Origin of the sequence: Sphingobacterium sp. UBA7631 (assembly GCF_002483935.1) — a bacterium.
GTDB lineage: Bacteria > Bacteroidota > Bacteroidia > Sphingobacteriales > Sphingobacteriaceae > Sphingobacterium > Sphingobacterium multivorum.
This window is the reverse complement of the sequence record NZ_DLIX01000010.1, coordinates 1,262,618-1,286,512: the sequence shown is the minus strand read 5'-3', so window position 1 is coordinate 1,286,512 and position 23,895 is coordinate 1,262,618. Positions and strand designations below refer to the sequence as shown.

The 23,895-nt window shown below is 43.6% G+C and carries 18 protein-coding genes; 13 read left to right on the top strand and 5 right to left on the bottom strand.

Translation table 11 applies throughout. The features are described from left to right. Positions 1-2: 2 nt before the first annotated feature. Positions 3-1,523 (bottom strand): PQQ-dependent sugar dehydrogenase, encoded by a 1,521-nt coding sequence (locus B3P16_RS22000; RefSeq protein ID WP_286844324.1) that lies wholly within the window; start codon positions 1,521-1,523, stop codon positions 3-5. Between the two features lie 376 nt (positions 1,524-1,899). On the opposite strand from B3P16_RS22000, the gene B3P16_RS21995 reads away from it, so the two are divergent. The 6 genes from B3P16_RS21995 (at position 1,900) to B3P16_RS21970 (ending at position 11,709) form a co-directional block, all read left to right on the top strand. Continuing rightward, positions 1,900-5,085, top strand: coding sequence for a SusC/RagA family TonB-linked outer membrane protein (locus B3P16_RS21995; protein ID WP_286844323.1), 3,186 nt, complete (start codon positions 1,900-1,902; stop codon positions 5,083-5,085). Between the two features lie 11 nt (positions 5,086-5,096). Continuing rightward, positions 5,097-6,929 (top strand): RagB/SusD family nutrient uptake outer membrane protein, encoded by a 1,833-nt coding sequence (locus B3P16_RS21990; protein ID WP_046675762.1) that lies wholly within the window; start codon positions 5,097-5,099, stop codon positions 6,927-6,929. Positions 6,930-6,954: 25 nt separating this feature from the next. Beyond that, complete coding sequence (locus B3P16_RS21985) at positions 6,955-7,350, top strand: hypothetical protein (RefSeq protein WP_046676362.1); 396 nt, start codon at positions 6,955-6,957, stop codon at positions 7,348-7,350. A gap of 8 nt (positions 7,351-7,358) precedes the next feature. Further along, positions 7,359-8,351 (top strand): DUF4466 family protein, encoded by a 993-nt coding sequence (locus B3P16_RS21980; RefSeq protein ID WP_286844322.1) that lies wholly within the window; start codon positions 7,359-7,361, stop codon positions 8,349-8,351. 4 nt (positions 8,352-8,355) lie between these two features. Next, positions 8,356-11,004: a hypothetical protein gene (locus B3P16_RS21975; RefSeq protein WP_286844321.1), complete on the top strand. Its 2,649-nt coding sequence runs from the start codon at positions 8,356-8,358 to the stop codon at positions 11,002-11,004. A gap of 66 nt (positions 11,005-11,070) precedes the next feature. Beyond that, entirely contained in the window at positions 11,071-11,709 is a 639-nt protein-coding gene (locus B3P16_RS21970) for a GntR family transcriptional regulator (RefSeq protein WP_046675764.1), read from the top strand. 32 nt (positions 11,710-11,741) lie between these two features. On the opposite strand, the gene B3P16_RS21965 is transcribed toward B3P16_RS21970, so the two are convergent. Then, positions 11,742-12,539, bottom strand: coding sequence for an SMP-30/gluconolactonase/LRE family protein (locus B3P16_RS21965; protein ID WP_286844319.1), 798 nt, complete (start codon positions 12,537-12,539; stop codon positions 11,742-11,744). A gap of 160 nt (positions 12,540-12,699) precedes the next feature. Between B3P16_RS21965 and B3P16_RS21960 the strand changes: the two genes are divergently transcribed. From B3P16_RS21960 to B3P16_RS21930, 7 genes are read left to right on the top strand one after another with little or no spacing between them, the layout of a single operon-like run. Continuing rightward, positions 12,700-14,022, top strand: coding sequence for an aspartate aminotransferase family protein (locus B3P16_RS21960; protein WP_046675766.1), 1,323 nt, complete (start codon positions 12,700-12,702; stop codon positions 14,020-14,022). A gap of 9 nt (positions 14,023-14,031) precedes the next feature. Further along, positions 14,032-15,210: a galactonate dehydratase gene (dgoD, locus tag B3P16_RS21955; RefSeq protein ID WP_046675767.1), complete on the top strand. Its 1,179-nt coding sequence runs from the start codon at positions 14,032-14,034 to the stop codon at positions 15,208-15,210. A gap of 16 nt (positions 15,211-15,226) precedes the next feature. Further along, the gene (locus B3P16_RS21950; RefSeq protein WP_286844317.1) at positions 15,227-15,994 is read left to right on the top strand and encodes an SDR family NAD(P)-dependent oxidoreductase; all 768 of its coding nucleotides are present in this window, start codon (positions 15,227-15,229) and stop codon (positions 15,992-15,994) included. Between the two features lie 3 nt (positions 15,995-15,997). After that, on the top strand, positions 15,998-17,389 hold the full coding sequence (locus B3P16_RS21945) for a hypothetical protein (protein WP_286844315.1): 1,392 nt from the start codon (positions 15,998-16,000) through the stop codon (positions 17,387-17,389). Further along, complete coding sequence (locus B3P16_RS21940) at positions 17,370-18,935, top strand: SLC5 family protein (RefSeq protein ID WP_286844314.1); 1,566 nt, start codon at positions 17,370-17,372, stop codon at positions 18,933-18,935. The genes B3P16_RS21945 and B3P16_RS21940 overlap by 20 nt, the downstream gene beginning before the upstream one ends. Before the next feature lie 40 nt (positions 18,936-18,975). Further along, a complete protein-coding gene (locus tag B3P16_RS21935; protein ID WP_070569572.1) occupies positions 18,976-20,187 on the top strand; it encodes a M20 metallopeptidase family protein in 1,212 nt (403 codons plus the stop codon). Further along, positions 20,180-21,151: a Gfo/Idh/MocA family protein gene (locus tag B3P16_RS21930; RefSeq protein WP_286832063.1), complete on the top strand. Its 972-nt coding sequence runs from the start codon at positions 20,180-20,182 to the stop codon at positions 21,149-21,151. Before B3P16_RS21935 ends, B3P16_RS21930 begins: the two co-directional genes overlap by 8 nt. 18 nt (positions 21,152-21,169) lie before the next feature. Here the strand turns inward: B3P16_RS21930 and B3P16_RS21925 are convergent, their stop codons facing one another. The 3 genes from B3P16_RS21925 to B3P16_RS21915 are packed head-to-tail and all read right to left on the bottom strand — an operon-like array spanning position 21,170 to position 23,313. Further along, entirely contained in the window at positions 21,170-21,847 is a 678-nt protein-coding gene (locus B3P16_RS21925) for a YiiX family permuted papain-like enzyme (RefSeq protein WP_286832062.1), read from the bottom strand. 15 nt (positions 21,848-21,862) lie between these two features. Beyond that, positions 21,863-22,768: a hypothetical protein gene (locus B3P16_RS21920; RefSeq protein ID WP_286844313.1), complete on the bottom strand. Its 906-nt coding sequence runs from the start codon at positions 22,766-22,768 to the stop codon at positions 21,863-21,865. A 53-nt stretch (positions 22,769-22,821) separates the two neighbouring features. Beyond that, positions 22,822-23,313, bottom strand: a complete 492-nt coding sequence (locus B3P16_RS21915; RefSeq protein WP_112374175.1) for a hypothetical protein — start codon at positions 23,311-23,313, stop codon at positions 22,822-22,824. Between the last annotated feature and the right edge of the window lie 582 nt (positions 23,314-23,895).

Genomic DNA, 23,895 nt, shown 5'->3' with positions numbered 1-23,895 from the left:
ATTTATCGTAATGAGGTTAAATGCTGTTGGTTGATTTTAGGTGCAGAATTTCCAAAGTGTGTACGGATATAATTGGTAATTTCAATGACCTCTTCATTTTTCAGGAATGAAAAAGATGGCATTGCGCTCTCGTATTTGACCTTGGCTATTGTTTTGTCTTTCAGTCCGTGGAGGATAACCCGCAATAAAGGTGCTGGGTCGCCTTTGACAAGAGATGAATTGGCTAATGGGGGGAAGGTGTTTGTAAGTCCCTTTCCATCTGCTTTATGACAAGATGCACAATACGCTTCGTATAAGGCTTGACCACTTTTGGTCGGGGAGCTGACGGCGTTGGCTGCAACGGGCTTAATCATTGGCGCAACGGCTTTATCGGTAATGCGGAGTCGGTAGATCACGTCGTCATCGGGTTTTGGAAACCCCTTTTGTGGATTCCAGTCCCGGTTGCTTGAACAGAAATAAATGTCCCCATTGGGTAAGGTCAATACGGATCTTAGCCGGCCAAGTTGATCTTTGAACAGGATCTTCTCATCGACGATCTGCTGCCCATCGGCAGATAATTTTAGGATACGTAGAGACTGATTTTTTAACGTCGCAAGCAATAAGCTATGTTGCCATTCAGGGATAACGTTGGAACCGTAATAGGCCATACCAGATGGTGCAACGACTGGAGTCCACGATTTAATAGGTTCCTGTCTTGGCGAGCTTTTGGCGATAGCTTTTTCCTTTTCCGTGTCAATCATGCCTTCGATCTGTGGCCAGCCATAATTTTTTAGCGGTTGGATCAGGTTGATTTCATCTTCGATGGCATCGCCATGTTCGGAGGTGTAAATTAAGCCTTTTGCATCATGGGTAAGTCCTTGCATGTTTCGAAATCCCCAGGCATATACATAGCTGTTTTTAATTGGATTGTCTTTGGGAATGCTCCCGTCGAGATTGAGGCGTAAGATTTTACCGTTTAATGAGGTGCTGTCTTGTGCGAAGGTATCACTTGCGGCATCTCCTGTAGCCCAATATACTTTTTTGTCTGTCGAAACAATAACTCGGGAGCCGTTGTGTCCCGTGTTTCCGGGGATCTGTATAAGCAATTTTGGGTTTGACAACTTGCCTGCCTTATTATAATCGTAGCGATATAGGTTGGAAAAAATAAGGCTATCTTTTTTGCTGGTGTAAGAAAGGTAAAGATAAGCTTGCTGCTGTTCCGGCTGATAGAGCGCCATTCCCAAGAGTCCCAGGGTGCGCTGATGGTATACGTCGGTCAGGCTGTCCACCAAAGTAACAACTTTTGTTTTTGTATCCAGTCTTCGTATACTCCCTCCGATTTCAGAAAACAGAATGGCGTTATTGACCCGGTCATATTGTAAATCCCAGGGCACATGGAGTTTTGTAGCTTCTTTGGTTAGCGATAGTATACTGTGCTCCAGTTGGATGTTATTTATGGGTTTACGTTCTCTTTCTGTCTCGGAAGAACAGGAAGAAAGCAGCGGGATCAGCGATACAAGCCAAATATAGGTTTGTTTTTTCATATAGGATCTACGGTTATTCCTTTGATTTATGTGGTTAGTCAAATGTAGTTGAATAAAAATAAATATACAAAAAATAAGTTAAATTGTATACAAAAATATTTTATCAGCCTAAGGTAAATACGATTTAGTTTATAATCTGGTGGGCAAAAATGTGGTATTGTAGATTTGCCACGAACTTGTTAGCAAAGCTATTTTTGTAAAAAAGTGAAAAAAATATTGAATTGTATACAAAAAATATATATTATTGTATTCACTATGATAAAGTAAAGAAGAGAAATTGCGATCGCATAGGGGTCGAAAATTATTTTTCTTAAAAAATACCAATAAACTAAAGAGCTTATAAATCATTTATTTAACCACTTTAACCTGAGTATTCATGATACTAAAGCAGATTAAAATCCGGGATGTAATAAACAGGAGTTGCCTGTTGGTAGGGCTACCTTTTATTTCGATGGCTGCATTGGCAAATGTACCTTCTTCCCCTAATAATGGAAAGATTCCGATCTCGGATGTTCTAAATCCTTCGCCGGGTTTAGCTAAATTTCAGCAGCAGCTTGTCGGGCAGGTGCTGGACGCCAAAGGGCAGCCACTGTCCGGTGTGGAAGTGCGTAACCTTAAAAATGCAACTGTTACCGTTACGGATCAAGAAGGCCGTTTTAAATTAACGGGTTCGGTTTCAGATCAGATTCAATTTCGGTTAATCGGTTTTAATACAAAAGTGGTGGCGGGGAAAGACGTGCAGGCTTTGGTGCTTGATGCGAGCGAAAATGCGCTGGATGAAGTGGTTGTGGTGGGGTATGGTAAGCAGAAAAAAGGCAACTTGACTGGTGCTGTGGCCAGTGTCAATTTTGACCAATCTACTTCAAGCCGGGGGCTTTCCAATGCCTCGCAGGCCTTACAGGGTGTTATTCCCGGTTTGGCTGTAAGTCAAAACTCAGGGATGGCCGGAAATAATGCAGCGGATCTTTTGATCCGGGGGCTGGGGACGGTCAATAGTGCTGGACCGCTGATCGTGGTCGACGGGATGCCCGATGTCAATATGAACCGTGTGAATGTGAATGATATTGAAAGTGTGACCGTGCTAAAAGATGCTTCTTCCGCTGCTGTATACGGTTCCAGAGCGGCCAACGGGGTTGTATTGATTACGACAAAGTCTGGTAAAAGAAACAGTAGGACGGCTATTTCCTTTAGTGCCAACAAATCGCTGGTGAGACCTACCCGCTCTTTTGATTTTGTCAATAATTATGCAAAAGCAATGACGGCTACGCAAAGGGCTCAGGCTTATAATACCGCTGCATCTGCATTCAATTTTAAAAATGGAACGATCGACGAATGGTTGGCTTTAAGTATGATCGACCCGAGATTGTATCCAAGTACCGATTGGTGGGATGTTATTCTTCGCAATGGTCAAAGTGGGAATTATAATGTTTCCATTAATGGGGGGACTGAAAATAACAATTACTATTTGTCTGTGGGTATGCTGGATGAGAAGGGGATACAGATCAATAATGATTTTAAACGTTATAATGCTGCATTTAACTTCGAAACAAAAGTAACCAATACCATCGGTGCTGGGGTCCGGTTCTCCGGAAATTGGTCCGATTACCGGTATAACTACGAGGATGGTATGACTGCCAACTCAACAAGTGGAATGGATTTGTTTACCTCGCCAGCAGGTATATTGCCTTATGATCCTATGACCGGTTTTTATGGTGGTGCAATGTCTTACAATGAAAGTCCGCAGGCCAATAATATTTATGCGGATTACATGACGCGCAACCAGAACCACATGAATCAAAAGCAGGCTCTGGTGAATGGTTATTTAAACTGGAAGCCGTTCAAAGGGTTTGAGGCTAAAGTGGATTATGCCCTAAATTATGACACGCGTTTTCAATGGAAGGCAGATATGCCGACAAAATTATATAACATCCGAACAGGATTGTCTATCCGGGATCTTGTGCCAACAAATGATGGGATCTATAATACAGACCGGAACAATTACAAAACGCAGCTGAACTTCAAGTTGAGTTATGATCATAAGTTCGGCGCTAATCATGATTTCTCTGCTTTGGCCGTGTATTCCGAAGAATATTGGAACAATCGTGTTTTGGCGGGTAGTCGCTTAGATCGTTTGCATCCTAGTTTACATGAAATCGATGGCGCATCTGAAGATGTGCAAAATGTATCTGGATCATCATCCGCGGAAGGTTTGCGTTCTTATATTGGACGGTTAAATTATACGGCCTTTGGAAAGTATATGTTTGAAGGGAACTTCAGGGTAGATGGTTCTTCGCGTTTCTTACCGGGCGATCAATATGGTTTTTTTCCCTCCGCGGCAGTGGGGTGGCGGATCTCAGATGAGGCGTTTATGTCGGCATTTAAGGAGAAGATTAGCCTGAGTTCGGCTAAATTTAGAGCTTCTTATGGTTCATTGGGTAATAATAGTGGTGTAGGCTTGTATGAGCAGAAACAATCTTTGGTGTCCAGTCCCTACTATCTGATTGACAATAGTACAGGAACAGGGTCTGTTGTCAAGGGGTTGATCAATAAAAAACTGATCAACTATGACCTTACCTGGGAAAAGACACGTGTGTTTAATTTGGGCTTGGACCTTGGTTTCTTTAAAAATAAACTGACGGCCGAGTTGGATTACTACGAAAGAAAGACGATCGGTATGAACAGACCTTCGGATGTATCGATGCATCTGACGGGTTTATTTGCTGCTCCGCGACGCAATATCGGCGATATGATGAATAAAGGGCTGGAAGCAAATGTGACCTGGAATGATAGAAAAGGTGATGTGGGTTACATGCTGAACTTTAATGTGGGCTACAACAAGAACAAGCTACTTTCTTGGAATGAGCAGTTGCAAAGAGGTTCGGTATTTATTGATATGCCTTATAATTTTATCTATGCTTTCGAATCGTTGGGCATTGCGCAGTCTTGGCAGGATGTCTATAATGCAGTTCCTCAGGGGGCTTCTCCGGGAGATATTTTGTTGAAAGATGTCAATGGTGACGGCAAATTGGATGCGAATGACCGCGTGGCATATCCCGCTTACCAATTGGGTAGACCAAAGGTAAATTACGGATTTAGAGGTTCCGTTGACTACAAAGGTTTTGATTTCTCTTTCCTGTTGCAGGCTGCTACCGGACGAAAAGAATTTTGGATGAACAAAGCGAATTCAAATTTTTTAGGGACGGCAAATCAGGCGATTACGGAAGATCAGTGGAATAATATGTGGAGCCTGGACAATCGCGATGCCGATTATCCTAAATTGCTTCCAAGTACATTGGGATCAACGAGTCCAAATGCATACTTGAGTACATTTTGGTTGCAAAACATGTCCTATTTAAGGGTTAAAAATCTGCAGCTTGGCTATACTTTTAAGAAAGAATTATTGATGAAGCTGGGGATCCAGAAGTTACGTGTATTTGGTTCTGTAGATAATTTGGCGGTTTTGACGAGTTTTAAAGGCTTAGATCCGGAGAAAAGTACCTATACCAATGATGCCTATCCGATGACGAAGAGTTTTGTGGTTGGACTGAATGTAGACTTATAATATTTGAACTTATGAAATCGATATATAACATCGTGTTTATTTCTTCTTTGTTGCTTCTTGGTTTATCCGCGTGCCGCAAAGATTTGTTAAATCAAAATCCAACAACAACGCCAAGCTCTGAAACGTTCTGGGTGGACGAAAATGACGCGCTTGCTGCCTTAATGGCGAACTATTCGATATTTAGACCTTGTTTTGATCGTGACTATCATTTTGATGGTCATGGTGATTACCTGAAGGTGTACAATACCGGTGCGGCGCCTATTTCATTAACGGTGAATAGTCCGATGAATTATGGTTCCGGTGCGTCGGCAATGTATAGAGCATTGTATGGATCTATATTCAGTTCCAACTTTGTGATCGAAAATACCAATGCGCGCTTGCTGCCCGTAGCAAAAACTGATGCTGTAAAACAGACCTTGGAAACAATCGTGGCGGAAGCCAAATTGCTGCGTGCCATTGCCTACTTTAGACTGATTTCCTTATGGGGCGATGTACCTTATTTTTATAAATCGGCACCGGCGCCTGCAGAGGCTGATACGGTGCGTAGAATGCCTATTGCGCAGCTGAAAGATTCCATTATGGCTGATTTAAATTACGCTGTGGACAAATTGCCGAATAAGGGGGCTGCAATTGGTCGTGCCGGTAAGCCTGCCGCGTTGGCCTTCCGTGGTAAGTTTCAATTGTACTGGGGTTCGTGGAAGAAAAATGGATGGCCCGAATTGGATGGATTTGTGCAATCTGCTGCCGACGCTAAGTCGGCCTATACGGCGGCAGCTGCGGATTTTAAGCGTGTGATCAATGATTTTGGTATCAAAATGTTTAGAAATGGTGACCCAGGTTCATGGGGTGAATTGGGGAAGGCAGATGTGCTCCCAAATTATTACTACATGTTTATACCTTCTACGGGCAACTTGAGTCAAGATGAGGAAATGGTCATGGTGCTTACCCATGGCGGTGTGGGTACAAAACAGAGTGAGGAATATCAACGTGTGTGGACTGGGCCATTGGTGTCTTTAGGGCAGAACCAAGCTATTCCGCGTTATGAATTGGCCGACCGTTATCAATCTACCATTACGGGAGATTTCTTGCCCAAGATGGTTCAGCTAGATCCTGTGAAAAATCCGGCAGCACGTACAACAGCAAATTCAGCGGTGAACCCTGAGTCGTACCGTAATCGCGATTATCGCATGAAAGCGACTTTGTTGTGGGATTATGAACTGATTATGGGTATGAGCCCTACGGAGACGACAGGTTATATTCCTTTTGTCTACAAAACTTGGGGTGCTGCGGTGACGGTTAACGGTGTCTCTTACAAAACTTCCTTCACCGATAATACCACAAATCTCTCGGGATTACAATCGCGTAAATTTGTGCGCAATTATGGTGGTGTGGCACGTAGTGACGGAAATTACAATTGGCCTTTGATGCGCATTGCAGACGTGTATCTGATGTATGCTGAAGCGACCAATGAGATTGGTGGTCCACAGGCGGATGCGATTGATTTGGTTAATAAGGTCAGGCGCCGTGGTAACTTGCCCGCGCTTGCGGGTGCTAAAACCGCTTCTCGTGATGCTTTTTTTGATGCTATAGAACAGGAAAGGATTGTAGAGTTGTTTGGTGAAGGACAGCGTGCCTTTGACCTGCGGAGATGGCGTAAACTGGAAACCGTATTTGGTAAGCCGTATGGTGATGGAAAATGGTTCCAGGATAGTTTTGGGAATAATTGGGAGCGCTTTTTCTTCAATGAGTCTGAGTTGACTTATCAAAAGTGTTATATCTATCAAATCCCGGAAACAGAACGTTCGCGGAATCCGAATTTAACACAAAATATACCTTGGAAATAAGATGGTAACACTTGACTGTAATAAGATGAAATATACATTATTTTTAATCGGCATGCTGTTCGTTAGCTTGTCCGGTTGTAAGGATGATTATCCAATGGATGAGGATGGTTTGTTGATCACGACCAGGTCGGAATGTTATGTCAGTAGTTTTGAACTGTTGGGCGCCGATTTTCAGACGGTACGGACCAAAGCTGCCTTGGTAGATACCGTTGAGCAAACCATAAAAGTGGAGGTGCTCTTTGGTACGGATTTGAAAAATCTATACCCACAGTTTTCATTGGTCACCGATGCGGTATTAGATCCTAAGATTTTAGGAAAACAAGATTTTTCCAATTTGGATACGCCACGTGAATGGACTGTCGTGTCTGGAAATAGAAAGGTTCGTAAGACGTATAAAGTTTATTTGACAGTACAAAAATAAGTAAGCTGATGAAAACAAATTATTTAAAAATAGGGCTACTGTCCATTGGATTTGGGCTCTTGCTGTTAGGTTCTTGTAAAGAAGAAGCTTATGAAATTCCAAAAGCAAAAGATGGTTTGCAAAACGACATCATTAAGCGCTCTTTAGGGCCAAATGTGGTTGGTGCTACCATAGACTTTGCTTATGCGGCGGCGATATTACCAGATCAGGGGAAGCTCACATCGATCGCTGTGGAAGCCAGCATTGCGGGTGATGAGGGTACTGTGCTTGAAAACAAATCGTACTACACCAGTAGTACGGGGGCAGATGTAGGTGTGGTCGTTGGCGACCCCGCGACAGTAAATGGGAATAGCACGGAGGTGAAATTTACAAAAGACACCTCGGCTTCAACGCTGCGTTATAGCTACAAAATACCGGCAGCAGCAAAAGGCAAATCGGTTACGTTTACATTCAGGGCGAGGTCCAGTAATGGGCAGGAAATTGCGTTGAAGACCGAAGCGTATGCGATTCGTAATATGGATATGGCCTTAGATTTGATCGGGAAAGATGGGGCAGCCTGCTTTTTTTCTGTAGCAGATCTAAAATGGTATACAGCAACGGAAGCTGCAGCAAACCCGGATAAAATTGATTTGATCTATTTGTACCGGCCATTGCCAACGGTGACTTATGCACATTCATTGGTTGCTCCCACGACGGATGCCAGTTATTTGCCGAGCTTCACCTTACCTGTCGGGCTGACAAATAAAACGAAGATCGTGAAGGCTTGGACCGTGCGCGATCAACAATTGGCACGATTGCAATACAGTGTATTTGTGGACGATGTGGATTTGAAAGACAAATCGTTTGTCGATGCGCCGGATTTTGCCATTAATTTAAAAGCTGAATCAGGACTATGGCTGCAAACGGCAGATGGTAAATACAATGCTTATGTATTTGTCAATAGCGTAAATAATACCACGAAAGAAATGAAGATCAGTGTAAAAAGGTTGCAAGTAAAATAAGGATATGGGTGCAAGGATATGGCTTAAAGTTAAAGGTACTATGCTAGGGGGCGCTTTTATGGCGATCCTTGGAGTGTCCTATGGGCAGCAGGCAAAGATTACTTCGATAAAGGGAAATGGGCAGAGGTTGCAGGTGCAGGTAGACGTTCCGACCCCTGGTGTCTATACCTTGGTTTCAGAAGGTGAGGTTACCGATTTGGATAAAATTAAGGCTGCGGATAAAACAGGTATGATGACGCTGTATGCGATGATTGATGTTCGCGCTGCACGATCGACCAAACGGATCGTATTCGACAGCTTTAAAGGTGCGAAGCAAGATCTTGGTAAATTTTATTTTGGGAAAGGGAAGCAGACGGTCGGCATGCAATTGCCAGCTAATTTTAAAATTAAAGCTGTTTCGATCAATGCCTTTGTGCCTCCAGTTGCACCAGCTGCAGCGGAAAATTATAAACCAAAGATTGTTCCACCTGCAGGTCATCCCAGATTATGGGTTAATAAAGAATCTTTGCCGCTTGTTAAAGGGCGGCTGGAAGAGGCGGAGCATCTGGAAGCTTGGGGAAAAGTGAAAACACTTGCGCAGCAACCTGTTCAATTTATTTTTGATCCGAATAAGGAAATGTTTTACGATGAAAAGCTCGAGCGTGCTATTGAATCAAAAGCGTTTTATTACCTCATGTCCGGTGACGAAAAAATAGGTCAAGAGGCGGTCAGACTGGCGGATCAGTACTTGACGATGTTGGAGTTCGGGAATGTATCCTATGGTGATATTACACGCGAGCTGGGACGTGCAATTTATACGGGTGCACTGGTGTACGACTGGTGCTACTCCTTATTGGATGTACGCGTTAAGGCCAACCTGCATAAAAATATGATGCGTCTGGCGCAAGATATGGAAATTGGCTGGCCTCCCTTTTTTGGTATCGAAAGTATTATCAATGGGCATGGGAATGAGGCGCAGGTGTCGCGCGATCTGCTGGCAATGAGTATTGCTTTATATGATGAGGATCCTGTACCTTACAAATATACTTCATATTCGATATTGGAAGAGTTGGTGCCTATGCGCAAGTTTGAGTATCAGTCTCCGCGCCATAATCAAGGTGTTGATTACGGTGGCTATCGTTTTGGGTGGGAAATGCACGGAGCCTGGTTGTATTATCGCATGCTTGGCTATCCGGTTTTTGACGATAACATCAAGGATATGCCGTATTACTGGCTGTATATGCGAACGCCTGACGGAAAAATGTTACGCGACGGGGATATGTTTAATGTAAAGTACAACAGCAGTGCCGATTTTTATTGGAAAAATCCGCAGACCATGTTGCTTTGTTATGCCTATTCAGGTAATCCGGTAATCAAGGCCGAGTTTGTCAAGCAGGGCGGTTTGCCCGACAATCCAATCTTGTTCCTCCTCTTGGATGATCCAAAATTGAAGCCGGATTTTGACCGTGAGAAAATGCCGTTGACGAAGGATTTTGGACCCATCTTAGGGTCTATGGTTGCCCGGACAGGCTGGAGCGAAGAGAACGGAAGTTCCGATGTGGTTGCAGAAATTAAGGGTGGCGGTTATCATTTCGGCAATCATCAGCATGCCGATGCAGGTGCGCTGCAGATCTATCATCATGGTATTCAGGTTGGTGATCTTGGCCTGTATCTTTCCTATGGCTCCCCTTATGATTTTAACTTTAATAAGCGGTCGGTTGCGCATAGTATGCTTTTGGTGCGTGATCCTGCTGAGCCGCTGTTGTTCAGGACCAAAACAAACGATGGTGGTACTCGGTTTAGCCAGCGTTTTCCACGTACGGTTGAGGAGGTATTAAGTGACTCCTGGTACCATACCGGAGAGATCAGGGCATCGGCATTTGGTAAGGATCCCATTCAGCCGAGCTATAGCTATTTCAATGTGGATCTAACGGCTGCATATACCGCTAAAGTGAAATCCTATACTAAAAGTTTCCTGTTTTTGAATTTGAAGCGGAAGGATGTGCCTGCGGTCATTGTCCTATTGGACGAGCTTAAGACCAATGATCAGAAATTTGAGCCCTACTGGCAGATCAATACGCTTGAAAAGCCGTTACAAAGTGAAACAGGTTTTGTATTGCATAGTCAATTTAAAAATGTCGCTGGTGCTACCTATGTTGATTTGCTGAAGCCGCAATTAAGAGACTGTGCGGTGAAATTGTATTCAGGCGATTCGACTGCTTTTGTTTTTGGTGATCTTTATCAGGTCAAGTCTCCTTGGCCAGAGGCTAGAGGAACACGGATTATGGTCTCGCCCAAACAGGAAAGTGATCAGGCGAGTTATGCTTCGGTTTTTCAGATGACGGAGAGTGGTTCTTCAAAATTACCGGTGTATTCGGAGGAAAAAGCAAACTATTACCTCATAAGGGTGGCTGATCGTTTACTGGTGGTGGCCAAACCAAATCAATATCTTAATGAAGCCATTGAATTTGCGGTACCGGGAGATCAGCAGTATGAGGTTGTTGTGGTTGGTTTGAAAGATGGTTTCTGGAATATGAAAAGTTCATTAAAAAATAGTAGCTTTAATATAAATGTCCTGAAAGGGAATCATACAACCAGTTGGAAATCTAAAGCCGAAACTATTTATTTGTCGCCGGGGAGACAGTATCGTGCCCAAGAGGGGAAGATTAATTAAAGAATACGTTGTTTAAATTTTTTTAATGATTTTGTATTCTTATTTTTGCATAAAATTGTATACAATATGAAAGAGGATTCGCTTGCCTATAAAGTTTATTTAGAAGTACGTAAGAAAATTTTGTCCAGTCAGCTAGCTGGAGGGGCGAGATTGGTGGAGAGTGCTTGGGCGGATAAGTTGACGGTGAGTCGAGTGGCTGTTCGTGAGGCTTTTATGCGGTTAGCAGGCGAGAGTCTGGTAGAGTTTGGTGAAAAAGGCGGCTGCTTTGTGAAGAAAATGACGGTCGAAGATGTGAAGGATATTCGTGAGCTGCGTGAGTTGTTGGAAATAGGTGCATTAAAGATTCTGTTTTCAAAGAAAAGTAAAGAGCTTATCGAAGATTTGGAACTGATCTGCAACGATTTTTCTGAGATGGTCAGCAAGGGGTATTATGGTGGTGCTTGTGAGGCGGATGTTCGTTTTCATGAGCGGATTATTGAGGGGACCTGCAATTCAAGATTAATTTCTATTTACAAGAACAGTAACATTCCCTTATTTCATATGAAACTCGGGGCTATTATGGGGCAGATGGAAGATTATCTGGATACGGAGAAGGAGCATCGCGCTATTGTTGATGCGCTGAAAGCGGATGATTGGAATAAAGCTTATACCACTTTGGTCCATCATTTGGATCGGGGCGAGCAAGAAGCCTTGGAATTGGTTTAATATTTTTTGGATTTTTATAGGGGGTCTATTGTTTACAATAGACCCTTTTTTGTGCTGTCCCACAGCAACAATTGCCCTTTTTCAGCTTCTGTAATCATAAGTCCCTGAATGCCTTTTGGGTCTAAAGCACAATTTGTCGGATTCTTTCCCGGCGTAGGTATTTTCTCGGTCGTCTTGTTTTTGGTATCAATGGATAGGATATGTTGCGATCCATAGATAGCGGCATAAAGCTGGTTATCCTGATCGAAGGCAATTCCATCTGGGCCAATAAGACCACCTGTTTCGATGAATTTTTCGATGTTCTCCACCTGTTGTGTCAAGCTGTTCCAGTGCATTTTCCAGATCCATTTTGTACCCGTTTCAGCGACAAAAAGTGTGCAGTTGTCTGCTGCAAAGGCTAATCCGTTTGGGTAAAAAAGGCCTGTGTGGATCTTCGTAAGCGCACCATGTTTATGTAGACAGCAGATGTAGCCTGTACCATCTTCCAGGTCATTTCCTGGGCAGGAGAATAATAGGTTTCCTTCGGTATCAAAACATAAGTCGTTGGGCATTTTTAATGGCTTTCCTGCGATTTCCGTGACTATTGTCGTACAGGTTTTGTCGAAGGGATCATAGCAACGGATGCTGTTTTGTTGTGCGTCGCAAAACCATATTATTCCTTTCTTGTCGATCGCGATGCCGTTGGGATGTCCGCCCACGGCTATCCTGCTATGCTGACTGTTTTTGTAATAAACTAAATTTCCTGCTTCTTTCTCCACAAGCCATATACCACCCTCCCGGTCGAAAGCGGGGCCTTCTGGAAAAAGAAGTCCTTCAATGAGAATATTCATTTTTAAAAATTTTAAAATTTATTTTAAATGTATACAAAAATATTGTAATTTGGTATACATAAAATAAGGTGTATTTAAATACAAATTATTGATGACTGCAACATGTGTGGCGGTGATCGTCCAATTATAACAATAACAAATAGCAAAACTTTTAATAGGCATGCAAGAAAATGAAAAATCAGCCGCGATACTGCGGGAGAATGCAAGATGGATACCGGGTGGAGTGGTATCGTTAAATCGGAAGTCAGATCCGAATATCTGCTTCGTCAAAGGGAATGGTAGTTTGGTCGAAGATATTGACGGGAACAGCTACATAGATTATCAGGCTGGATTTGCAGCATCCTTTCTGGGGCATAATGATCCTGACGTGAACGCTGCAGTGTTACAGACCTTGCAGGAACAGCAGGTATTGATGGGGGCTGGGCCAACCTTACTCGAAGGAGAGTTTGCGGAGCTTTTTTGTCAGTCTGTTCCTTCGGTGGAGAGTGTTCAGATTACAACGACAGGATCGGAAGCGACTTACCATGCCATCCGTATTGCTCGTGCGGTAACAGGCCGTGATCATGTGATTGTTATGCAGGGGGGCTACAATGGCTGGCATAACGATGTGGCCTGCAATGTGATCAGTCAACGTGCAGATGTGGGTTCATATCAAAGTCCGGGGGAATATCCATTCGATTCATTGAGTGCTGGCGTTCCCAAAAATCACAGCGATTTAGTACACATTGTCAACTACAACGATTTGGAAAGTGTGCTGTATGTGGTTCAAAAATATGATGTTGCCTGTATTCTGTTGGAACCGATTCTTCAGAATATCGGGATTGTGAAGCCAAAGGAAGGTTATTTGGAAGGCTTACGCAACATGGCCGACGCGCATGGATTTCTGTTGATCTTTGATGAAGTGAAAACCGGATTCAGACATGCGCTGGGTGGCTATCAGTCCATCTGTGGTATTCAGCCCGATCTTTCAACCTTCGGAAAGGCGGTTGCAAACGGCTACCCATTGGGGGTTATTGCAGGGAAGAAAAAATATATGGATTACTTTGTGGATCCTGATAAGTCGAAGCGCGTTATGATTGCCGGTACCTTTAATGCTTTTCCGCTAACGACGGCGGCGGCGATTGCGACTTTGAAAAAATTAGGAAGCGCTGAGCACCGCGTTTATGAGCACGTAGAGGCGCTTGGTGCGCGTTTGGAGCAAGGATATAAGGAAATATTTCCTAAATTAGGCGTACCGTTTTATGTCGCACGCCAAGGATCTGCCTTCTGTACATATTTTATGGACCATGCGCCAGTCAATTTTCATGATATTTTGGATAACCACAATTTTGAGCTGGATACCCAATATCGAAAAAAGCTCATAAAAGAGGGGATTTTCAATTTCCCGGCACCAATTAAACAAGGAAGTATCTCCTTTGCGCATACGGAGGATGATATCGACAGAACGTTGGAGGCAACTGAACGCGTAATAAAAAGTTTGTAAACCCTAACTATGAAAATAACCGCTATTGAAACCTTTGTATGCCATGCGCGCATGCGAAATTGGATTTTTGTCAAAATTATGACCGACCAGCCCGGGCTTTGGGGATGGGGCGAAGCCACATTGGAATGGCATACGCAAAGTGTGGTCGGAGCTATCAAGGATATTTCTCAATTGTTGATCGGCGAAGATCCGCGTCGTATTGAATACCTGTGGCAGATGATGTATAGACAACATTTCTGGCATGGAAACGGTATCGTTCGCGGTACGGCCATCAGTGGTATCGATATCGCCTTATGGGATATCTTAGGTAAAATTCACAATGTCCCTTGTCATGAGCTGTGGGGAGGTCGTGTACGTGACTATATCCGTTTGTATTGTCATTTAGGTGGAGGTCGCATGGAGGATTTTTATGAGACTGCTCCGGACGATGCCAAGCGATTTGGGGATCTGGCGCTAAAAGCTGTTGATGAGGGTTTTACTGCTTTTAAATCGATGGCTGTTCCAGAGACGATGTCGTTGGAAGGTCTTCGTCCCATTAAATATGCTGAAGCTTGTGTGAAGGCCATGCGTGATGCTGTCGGCGACGATATTGATATTATGGTGGATTGCCACGCGCGGCCAAGCCCACGTATGGGGATGCAATTTGCGAAAGCCTTGGAGCCCTATGGCCTGTATTTCTTTGAAGAGCCATGCTGGCCAGAGACCATGGAAGATATTGCTTTGATTCAACGGGCGGTGACGACACCTATTGCTTCAGGCGAACGTTTGATCGGAGTGCATGCCTTTCGGGATATGCTCGAAAAGCGCGCCGTAAGTGTTATACAGCCTGATATTACACATTGTGGCGGTCTGACTGAAGCGCGTAAAATTGGAGCTTTGGCCGATGCTTACCGTGTATCTATGGCACCACATAATCCACAGGGCCCCGTGAGTACGGCTGCTTCCATTGAGCTGGGATTTGCAACACCATCTTATATTATTTGTGAAAGTGTGCATAAGGACGTCGAATGGCGCCAGGACGTCGTTACCGAAGGGTTTACGGTTCAAGAGAAAGGGCGGATTGTCCTTCCGAATAAGCGCGCCGGTTTGGGTATTGAAATCAATGAAGAAGAGGTAAAGAAACACCCTTTTCAACAGGAAATATTGCAGCGAACCTTCTATAAAGACGGTAGTGTAGGGGATTGGTAGTCTAAAAATAGCGATAATGGAGGAATATAAGAATAAGGTCGTCTTGATCAGTGGGGGACTTGGCGATATCGGAAGGGCTATGGCTGAAGCATTTTTGACCCAGCAGGCCATTGTATGCATCTCGGATCGGTTTGAACCACAGGTGGCTAGCGAGCGATGGCCCTTGTTGGATGCCCCTGGAGCGCGTCTATTTTATGATCAGGTCGATGTAGCGGATGCCGGGCAGGTGGACGCCTGGGTGACACGGATAAGACAGGAGCTGGGGGCAATTTCCATCTGTATCGCGAATGCAGCATGCGTTACGATTAAAGATTTCACCACGTTAAGCAATGCGGAATGGAAGAATGAAATGGCCGTTAATCTCGACGGTTCATTCTTCTTGGCGAATGCCTGTGCAAAGTCATTTGTGGAGAATGAGATCGCAGGTTCGATCGTTTTTATGGGCAGCTGGGCGGCACACGCCGTACATCAAAATTTACCGGCATATAGTGTCTCTAAGGCTGGCCTGCGTATGCTTTGCCAGGCCATGGCTCTTGAATATGCAGCATACGGAATTCGTGTCAACGAGATTGCACCAGGCTATGTCAATGCGGGCTTGAGCAAAGTGGTCTGGTCATCAAATGCCGAACTTCAAATGAAAGCAAAGGCTGTGGTGCCACTTGGTCAGATTATAGAAGCTGAAGAGGTTGCAAAACAGGTACTTTGGATCTGTTCGGACAATTGTAAACATATGACTGGTACCGCAATTGTGATGGATGGTGGACTGTCCTTGATTAGACCCTAATGTATGAAACAGAAAGACCTCTTGGAAGAAACGACCGGTAGCTTGTACGCACGATTTGGACTTAGCCAGTGTGATATTACTCCACCGGTCGGCATCTATTCCCGTAATTGGGGTGCAGCTGCATTTGACCAGGCAACGGCTGTTCACCAACCTCTGTTGATGCATTGTTTAGCTATGCAATCCTGCAATGGCTTGCCCGCAATTCTGCTAACCGCCGATTTGGGCTGGTGGAAAAATGCAGCTGATGAACAAAATTTGCGATTAGCACTGCTCAGTCATTTTAATCTGGCTGAATCGCAGCTGATTTTTGCGCTGTCGCATACCCATGCCGGGCCAAGCATCTGTTCGACAGATGCAGCACAACCTGGAGGTGAACTGATTTCGCCCTACCTTGAATTCCTCAAACAACAGGCGATATATTGCATCGAAACGGCACTAAGTGGGCTGTTTAATGGCAGCCTAACCTGGAATTATGGTGTATGCGATTTGGCCAGCAACCGCGATCTGAAAGTCGATGATCATTATCTGATTGGCTACAATCCATTGAAAGAAGCGGATACAACCTTGTTGGTCGGGCGGTTGTATGATGAAACTGAAAGCTTAAAAGCAGTTATTTGTAATTATGCCTGCCACCCAACCAGCTTTGCCCACGAGAATGATTTGCTCTCGCCCGATTTTGTTGGCGAGATGCGGAATACAGTAGAGCGCTCTTTATCCGTGCCTTGTCTTTTTTTACAGGGTGCATCCGGTGATTTGGCTCCGCGGAGACAGTATGTAAAAGATCCAGCACTGGTTGAAGCCAACGGGAAGCAGTTGGGCTATGCGGTGCTCGCGACCCTGGCCCAGGAACAGCGTAGTCATAAAAACTGGGTTTTTAAGGAATCTTTGATCTCGGGGGCGCCACTGGCCTGTTGGGGATTTCGGGAACAGCGCGCTTCAACCGATTTTAAGCAAAGGGTATTATCGATCAAAGTACCTTACAAAAAGCTACCGAGTCCCGAAGCAATTTTGAGTGAATACGAAGGCTGTACGGACCGTGTTATGAAAGATCGCCTTTGGCGAAAATATAATACCCGCAAATCCATCGGCGATCAAGAGGATGCTGTTATTCCGGTGTGGATCTGGAAAATGGGAGATGCTGTGTTGGTGGCGCAGGCCAACGAAGCTTATTCCTGTTATCAAATCGAAGTAAGAGCCGAATTTCCAGATCATACGATCGTTTTTATCAATATCGCGAATGGGTATGTGGGGTACCTTGCACCGAAAGAGCTTTATGATAAGGATATTTATGCCGTGTGGCAAAGCCCCTATGCCAGCGGCGGTCTTGAAATACTTATTGAACAAACTAAATTAGGAATTCAAACATTATTGACCGATGAAACTCGATTGGATTGATGTCATTATTTTTGCCGTATATATTATTGGTATAGTGGTATTGGGCTTATATGCTTCGAAAAAAAACTCCGTCTCGAAGCGGGACTATTTTCTTGCAGGCGATAAGCTGCCCTGGTGGATGATCGGGGGTAGTATCATCGCAGCAAATATCAGCAGTCATCATCTCGTTGGCGCTATGGGCGCCGCTTATAGTCGTGGTTTTGTAGCTATTACCCTGGAGTGGGGCGCGATTCTAATCGGTTTTAATGCATTATTGTGGATATTTCTTCCCTTTTATATCCGCAACGGTTTCTATACGATACCTGAATACCTCGAAAAGAGATACGGCAACGCTACCCGTGTACTTTATGCAATTTTGATCTTGTTTACTTATGTGTTTGTGGAGATTGGGGCAGTTCTTTATTTGGGCGGTCTGTCGCTGCACGCTTTATTCGGCATTCCTATTTTATACAGCATTTTTGGAATGGCAATTCTGACCGGTTTATATACCGTATTAGGTGGGCTAAAAGCAGTGATATGGACAGAGATGGTGCAGCTCTTCATTTTGGTGTTGGGGGGAATTGTACTAACTTTTGCCACCATTGATGCGGCAGGGGGATTTCAGTCGGTCATAGACTCATCGAAAGATTGGAAAATGTTTTATCCTGCTTCTGATCCTGATTTTCCCTGGACCATGTACTTAGGCGGATTGTTGTGTATCAGTGTGTTTTATTGTGCGACAAACCAGTTTATTGTGCAGCGCGTATTAGCGGCAAAAAATGAATGGCATGGGCGTATGGGAGTTATCTTTGGTGACTATCTTAAATTTTTGGTTCCATTGATTATTACTATTCCGGCATTGGTGGCTCCAAAATTCCTACCTCATCTCGATCAGCCCGATTTGCTGTTTGCAACACTCGTGGAAACCTTACTGCCCAAAGGTCTGGTAGGGTTGGTGATGGCCGGATTAATTTCGGCGATCATGTCCCACATTTCAGGAGCGATCAATTCCTGTACAACAATTCTGACCGTGGATATCTATAGCCAGTATATTAATAAAAATGCAAGCGACTACGAAGCGGTCCGTTTTGGTAAGCGCGCCGGCGTTGCTATTATCGTACTCGGGATCATGAGTGCGGTTGTACTGATCAGTTATTCGGATAAGCCGGTTTTCCTTTATTTGATGAATCTGTATGGTCTTTTCACGCCAGGCATCGCAACAATGTTTTTAATGGGGGTATTTTGGAAAAGAACCACATCGCAGGGTGCTTTAACAGCAGGTTTACTGACAATTCCCCTTTCTTTACTTTTGGAATACACCTTACCTGAAATGCCGTTTTTTAATAGAACAGGCATTGTATTCTGGACTTGTATGCTTGCTTGTGCTGTGGTCAGTTTGTTGACACCAGCGGTCGCCGAAGCAAGATTAAAAAATCTGGTGTTGACGGGCGATTCTTTTCAGGTACCGGATCAGGATAAAGCCGCTTACCGTGGTTTTCGAAATCCGACCTTATGGTGGATTATTATAACGGTGTTGGTGCTCTATTTTTATGTACGTTATTTTTAGCTTAACTTGTTGACCTGTTATACTCTTAAAACTTATCCAGATGATCGACCCAATATTGAAAGAATTAAATGCCAAGATAGCGACTGTTTTTCCAAAAATCGTTGCAATGCGCCGACATATCCATCAGCATCCTGAATTGTCTTTTCAAGAATACGAGACAAGTGCCTATATTCAGCAACAACTTCGCGAACTGGGTATACCATTCGAGCTTGTCGCTCAGACAGGTGTTGTGGCTGTACTGACCGGACAAAAATCGGCGAGCGATGATATTGTGGTATTACGGGCTGATATTGATGCTTTGCCGATACATGAGCAAAATGATGTGGACTATAAATCGAGGAATAGCGGTGTCATGCATGCTTGTGGCCATGATTTTCATACGGCTAATCTCTTGGGGGCGGCGTCCATATTAAATGATTATAAAACGGAGTTTTCTGGTAAAATTATACTACTATTTCAGCCTGCTGAGGAAAAGATTCCGGGCGGAGCGATTCAGGTTTTGGAATCCGGGATTCTGGAATCTTTTGGTGGAACGATTAAAGCTGTGCTGGGGTTACATGTAAGTCCCCGTGTTTCTGTAGGAAAAGTCGGTTTACGTTCGGGACGATTTATGGCCTCGAGCGACGAGTTCTATTTCACCATTAAGGGACGTGGTGGCCACGCTGCGGAGCCACATCGGGCTGTTGATCCCATTATGATCGGCGCGCAGTTACTCACCACCTTACAGCAAGTTGTCAGCCGGAAAGCCAACCCTGATGTACCGTCTGTATTGACCTTTGGTCGTTTTATTGGAGATGGCGCGGCCAATGTTATTCCTGAGGAAGTCAAATTAGCGGGAACATTTCGTACCATGGATGAGGTATGGCGCAAGGAGGCGCTGGAAATGGTTGCTGAAATAGCGGCAACGCTTCCCGTATCGCTGGGTGCAAAGGTGGAAGTTGAAGTACGGCATGGTTACCCCGCACTTTATAACGATCCCGCATTAACGCAAAAAGTCAAAACAATTATTGCGGAAACGATGGGGAATAGTGTGCCACAAGATCTCGAAATCTGGATGGCGGCCGAGGATTTTGCTTATTATTCTTATCGTTATCCGGCGTTGTTCATGTTGATTGGGACAAATAACGACGATTCCACCACGCAATATGGCCTTCATAATCCACAGTTCAATCTGGATGAAAAGGCTTTCGAAACATCCATGGCTGTTTTGGTCAATGCAGCTATTTCTCTTTTGAATGAATCAAATGAATAGAAAGAAATTCTTGATGTCCTCTTTTGCATTTGGACTATCCTATGCCGTTAATGCGAATAACAAGCTGTCCTCGAGGCAAGAGAAGGTGAAAAAAATAGGGATCATTGGACTGGATATTACGCACGCTGCTGCTTTTACAAGAGCGATTAATACGGCTGCCAGCAATCATCCCTATGGAAAATTCAGGGTTACTGCGGCTTACCCCTATGGAAGCAAAACGATCCCTTTAAGTATCGAGCGTATTCCGAAAATTACAGCGGAAGTGCAACAGCTCGGGGTTTCGATCGTATCAAGTATTGCCGAACTATTGAAGAAAGTAGATTATGTACTTTTGGAGACAAATGATGGAAATCTCCATTTGGAACAGGCACTTCAAGTGATTAAAGCAAAGAAACCTTTATTTATTGACAAACCAATAGCGAATTCCTATGCGGACGCTTTCAAAATTTTTGAAGCTGCAAGAAAGTATGGTTGCCCTATTTTTTCGTCAAGCTCCTTGCGTTATATTACCGGTCTTCAGGAAGTGGATAGGACTAAGGTTATCGGAGCAGATGTCTATTGTCCGGCAGTAACGGAACCTTCACATAAGGATTTATATTGGTACGGCATTCATGGCGTTGAAATGTTATTTGCGTTGATGGGATCGGGGTGTCTTTCGGTAAAGACTGTTCAGGAACAGGGTACCTCGTTTTATGTTGGGAACTGGGCGGATGGAAGAATTGCCTCACTTCGGGGCATTCGTGAGGGGAAGGATGATTTTGGTGGAACGGTTTTTTTGAAAGATCAGATTGTCCATTTGGGGCAATTTATGGGATACGGTCCCTTGTTGGATAAGATCCTTCCATTTTTCGAAACGGGTGTAAGTCCGGTTGACGAAAAGGAAACCCTGGCAATATGCGCATTTATAGACGCCGCCGAAGAAAGTAAATTAAACGGCGGCAAGACGGTTCTGCTTCAAAAATAAAAAACTATGTAGGTATGCTTAATACGTATTCGCAATCGTGATCAATAACGCACTATTAAAAATCGAAGCTGGTGATATGACCGTTTCATTTAGCGGGACGCTGTTGCCGTAACGCTCTTTCAATTTGGTTTTTACTTCGGGGCTGCTTAGGTCAAAATCTTTCAGCTTTTCCAGCTTCCCAACTTCGATGCCTGCTCCACGTTGGTATATTTTCCAGATCAATTCCGAACAATATATTTTATCGTCCGACCATTCGAATGTAGCATCGTAATTTTTTCCGAGAAAATTTTTGCCGATTGATTTCATTTTGGCCAGCGTCGAATTGGTCAGTACCTGATCTGCATTTTTGAGGCGCTTGACCGCGTAATGCTGCTTTTCCCCTCGCGCAATCCAGTGTTCTAACTTAGTTACAGTTACGGGCTGTACGGCTTCCAGTACATAAGGATTACCGTTCTCATAAAAAATAATCCCACAATGGGAATACGGAGAACGCGTCGCTAATTGGATCGCTTTACATTGCGGTGAAATGGAAGACTGAAAGATCATATCACCATCTTTGAGTGGGGGCAATTTCGCATTATCTTTTGCGTGTTTGGGGACCACTTTTTTTGGTTGAGCATGTATTGGCTCAGCAAAGATCAGTGTGACTAACATCAAGCTAATCAGCGATAGCAGGTATATAAGTGTCTTTTTCATTGTTTTATTGATGATTTATTGAAATAGTTTCATGATTTTCTTTGACTTGGTCCTTTCGGCAAGTTGAAAAGCAGATAATACGTCGGATTCATATTGGTATACTTTCTCCGTGTTTGCACCGTTCTGCGAAAGATAATCTACGATTATTTTGTTTTTTATTAAGATAGCTTTTCCAAGTAATGTGCATTGTGTAAAGCTATAATCAGCTTTAATTTCATCAATACCCAGTCGGTTCAGGCTATTTAAACAAGTTTTACGGATAAAATCCATGTCGTTTTTTTCTATTGCTATCTTCAGGATTTCGAAATCATTGAATTGTCTGTTTTTAGCTAGAAATAAATGGTGAAACTGTTTGGCGATAGCGTACTGTCCCTTTTCTAAAATCCGATGAATGGCATTGCTGCTAAATTCCTCTACTGTGGAAAATCCATGCAGCTGACTAAAAAATAAAAGTATATTTTCAAAAGGGAGCTTGGCTACCTCCAGTTGCATGAGGCCGCTCAGATCGTTCGTGTCGAATAAATTCTCCATGTGTCTGAGGCTGTCCAAAGCGATAAATTGAAATTCGGGTTGATAGTCCGCGAGCCAATTGGAGGATTTGGCTATTACAAAGGTGTTGTTAGCAATCCTATAGTTGATAGAGATAGCTGGTTCAGCATAGTTGATTATTGTTATTGTACTGTCTGATAATTCATAATGTTTTGAACGAAGATGCGCTGTCGTTGCGGTGGGAAAGAGCCTGTTGAGATTGATCTGTATGGCGTATACGCCCAACTTGTCTGCATGCAAATTATAACAAAGTGTTCCTTGCTCTGTGATGTAAAAGGGTATTCTGCTCCCCGGCTGCTGCTGTGACTGAAAAACGATCTTGTTTTGGTAGGCAAATAACGATGTTGCCAGACCGGCTAGTAAGCAAAGCATGCAAAGACCTATTTTTAACCCTAAGCGATTTATGGTATAAAATGATCGCATGACTAATCGTGGTATAGCTCTAAAAACTGATTGATCTGATTGGTTAACCCAAACGATTCGGATTCCAATAAATTGATTTCAGCTTGTATCTCCATTGTAGTCGGCGACAAGGTAAGCTTTCGATAGACCTGAATATCTAGTTCCAAAACGGCTAATTGTAGTGCGAGCAGCTGTTTGCCTTCTGTAGTATGGAGTTGTAGTTCATTAAAGGCATGTTTTAATCGTTCCAATTCAGCGATTGATTTTTGGACGTCATTTTCATCGGCCTTGCCAAAGTTCGGATAGGCCTCTCCCAACGTGCGAAAAGCATCGAGGTATTCTTCCTCGGACATTTCATAAATATTCGAATAGAGCATATTGTACGCATCAATGGCGTCATAGGTTTCCGAATCCATTAAGTCTTCGCGATAGTCCTCGACCAACTGTTTGATGTCTTGAGATTCAATCTGTAAGATTGACTCAATATCCTGTTTGATAAGATTGGCTATTTCCATGCTTTATGCTTAAAGTAATCTAAAGTCCCCCGCCGGCTCACAAATTTGCTGACAAAGAATTTTTTGACTTTGGTATAGACAAAGATCTTGTTTTATCGCAAAATTTCAATCCCTATAATCAGCTAATTTTTATGGAGACTGTCGCTCAGCAGTTTTTTATCACCTGAGCATCTCCTATAGGACCTGTGCAGTCCATATTTCCATCGCATTTTTCTGTCTTGTCGCACGTATTTTTCTTTCTGCCCGTCAATCAAACGGAGAGCGGGATGCCGTGTAGCCAAACGGGGATGAGCGAGCTATCAAATTCTACCTTTTAACATTGTTTGTTCAGTGCTTGTTCAGTGATTGTTCAGTGCTCGTTCAGTGATGACTCAGTGTGGACTGTATAATTAATGAATGATCACTGTCTAAATAGTGACTAAAAATTGTTATGAGATACGACTTGGTATAGGTATGCTTGGTTTAATATAGGTGAATCAGGAGATCAGCTTTAGGACCAATAGTTAGAAATGGGGGATGAATTTTAAGTAAACTAACTTTCTCTAAATTATTTGATTGATTGATAGTGTTTTATGGTGTTTT

Bases quoted from the DNA above. Each gene is read 5' to 3' on its own strand.
- B3P16_RS22000 (WP_286844324.1), bottom strand. From the start codon at position 1,523: ATGAAAAAACAAACCTATATTTGGCTTGTATCGCTGATCCCGCTGCTT.
- B3P16_RS21995 (WP_286844323.1), top strand. From the start codon at position 1,900: ATGATACTAAAGCAGATTAAAATCCGGGATGTAATAAACAGGAGTTGC.
- B3P16_RS21990 (WP_046675762.1), top strand. From the start codon at position 5,097: ATGAAATCGATATATAACATCGTGTTTATTTCTTCTTTGTTGCTTCTT.
- B3P16_RS21985 (WP_046676362.1), top strand. From the start codon at position 6,955: ATGAAATATACATTATTTTTAATCGGCATGCTGTTCGTTAGCTTGTCC.
- B3P16_RS21980 (WP_286844322.1), top strand. From the start codon at position 7,359: ATGAAAACAAATTATTTAAAAATAGGGCTACTGTCCATTGGATTTGGG.
- B3P16_RS21975 (WP_286844321.1), top strand. From the start codon at position 8,356: ATGGGTGCAAGGATATGGCTTAAAGTTAAAGGTACTATGCTAGGGGGC.
- B3P16_RS21970 (WP_046675764.1), top strand. From the start codon at position 11,071: ATGAAAGAGGATTCGCTTGCCTATAAAGTTTATTTAGAAGTACGTAAG.
- B3P16_RS21965 (WP_286844319.1), bottom strand. From the start codon at position 12,539: ATGAATATTCTCATTGAAGGACTTCTTTTTCCAGAAGGCCCCGCTTTC.
- B3P16_RS21960 (WP_046675766.1), top strand. From the start codon at position 12,700: ATGCAAGAAAATGAAAAATCAGCCGCGATACTGCGGGAGAATGCAAGA.
- dgoD (WP_046675767.1), top strand. From the start codon at position 14,032: ATGAAAATAACCGCTATTGAAACCTTTGTATGCCATGCGCGCATGCGA.
- B3P16_RS21950 (WP_286844317.1), top strand. From the start codon at position 15,227: ATGGAGGAATATAAGAATAAGGTCGTCTTGATCAGTGGGGGACTTGGC.
- B3P16_RS21945 (WP_286844315.1), top strand. From the start codon at position 15,998: ATGAAACAGAAAGACCTCTTGGAAGAAACGACCGGTAGCTTGTACGCA.
- B3P16_RS21940 (WP_286844314.1), top strand. From the start codon at position 17,370: ATGAAACTCGATTGGATTGATGTCATTATTTTTGCCGTATATATTATT.
- B3P16_RS21935 (WP_070569572.1), top strand. From the start codon at position 18,976: ATGATCGACCCAATATTGAAAGAATTAAATGCCAAGATAGCGACTGTT.
- B3P16_RS21930 (WP_286832063.1), top strand. From the start codon at position 20,180: ATGAATAGAAAGAAATTCTTGATGTCCTCTTTTGCATTTGGACTATCC.
- B3P16_RS21925 (WP_286832062.1), bottom strand. From the start codon at position 21,847: ATGAAAAAGACACTTATATACCTGCTATCGCTGATTAGCTTGATGTTA.
- B3P16_RS21920 (WP_286844313.1), bottom strand. From the start codon at position 22,768: ATGCTTTGCTTACTAGCCGGTCTGGCAACATCGTTATTTGCCTACCAA.
- B3P16_RS21915 (WP_112374175.1), bottom strand. From the start codon at position 23,313: ATGGAAATAGCCAATCTTATCAAACAGGATATTGAGTCAATCTTACAG.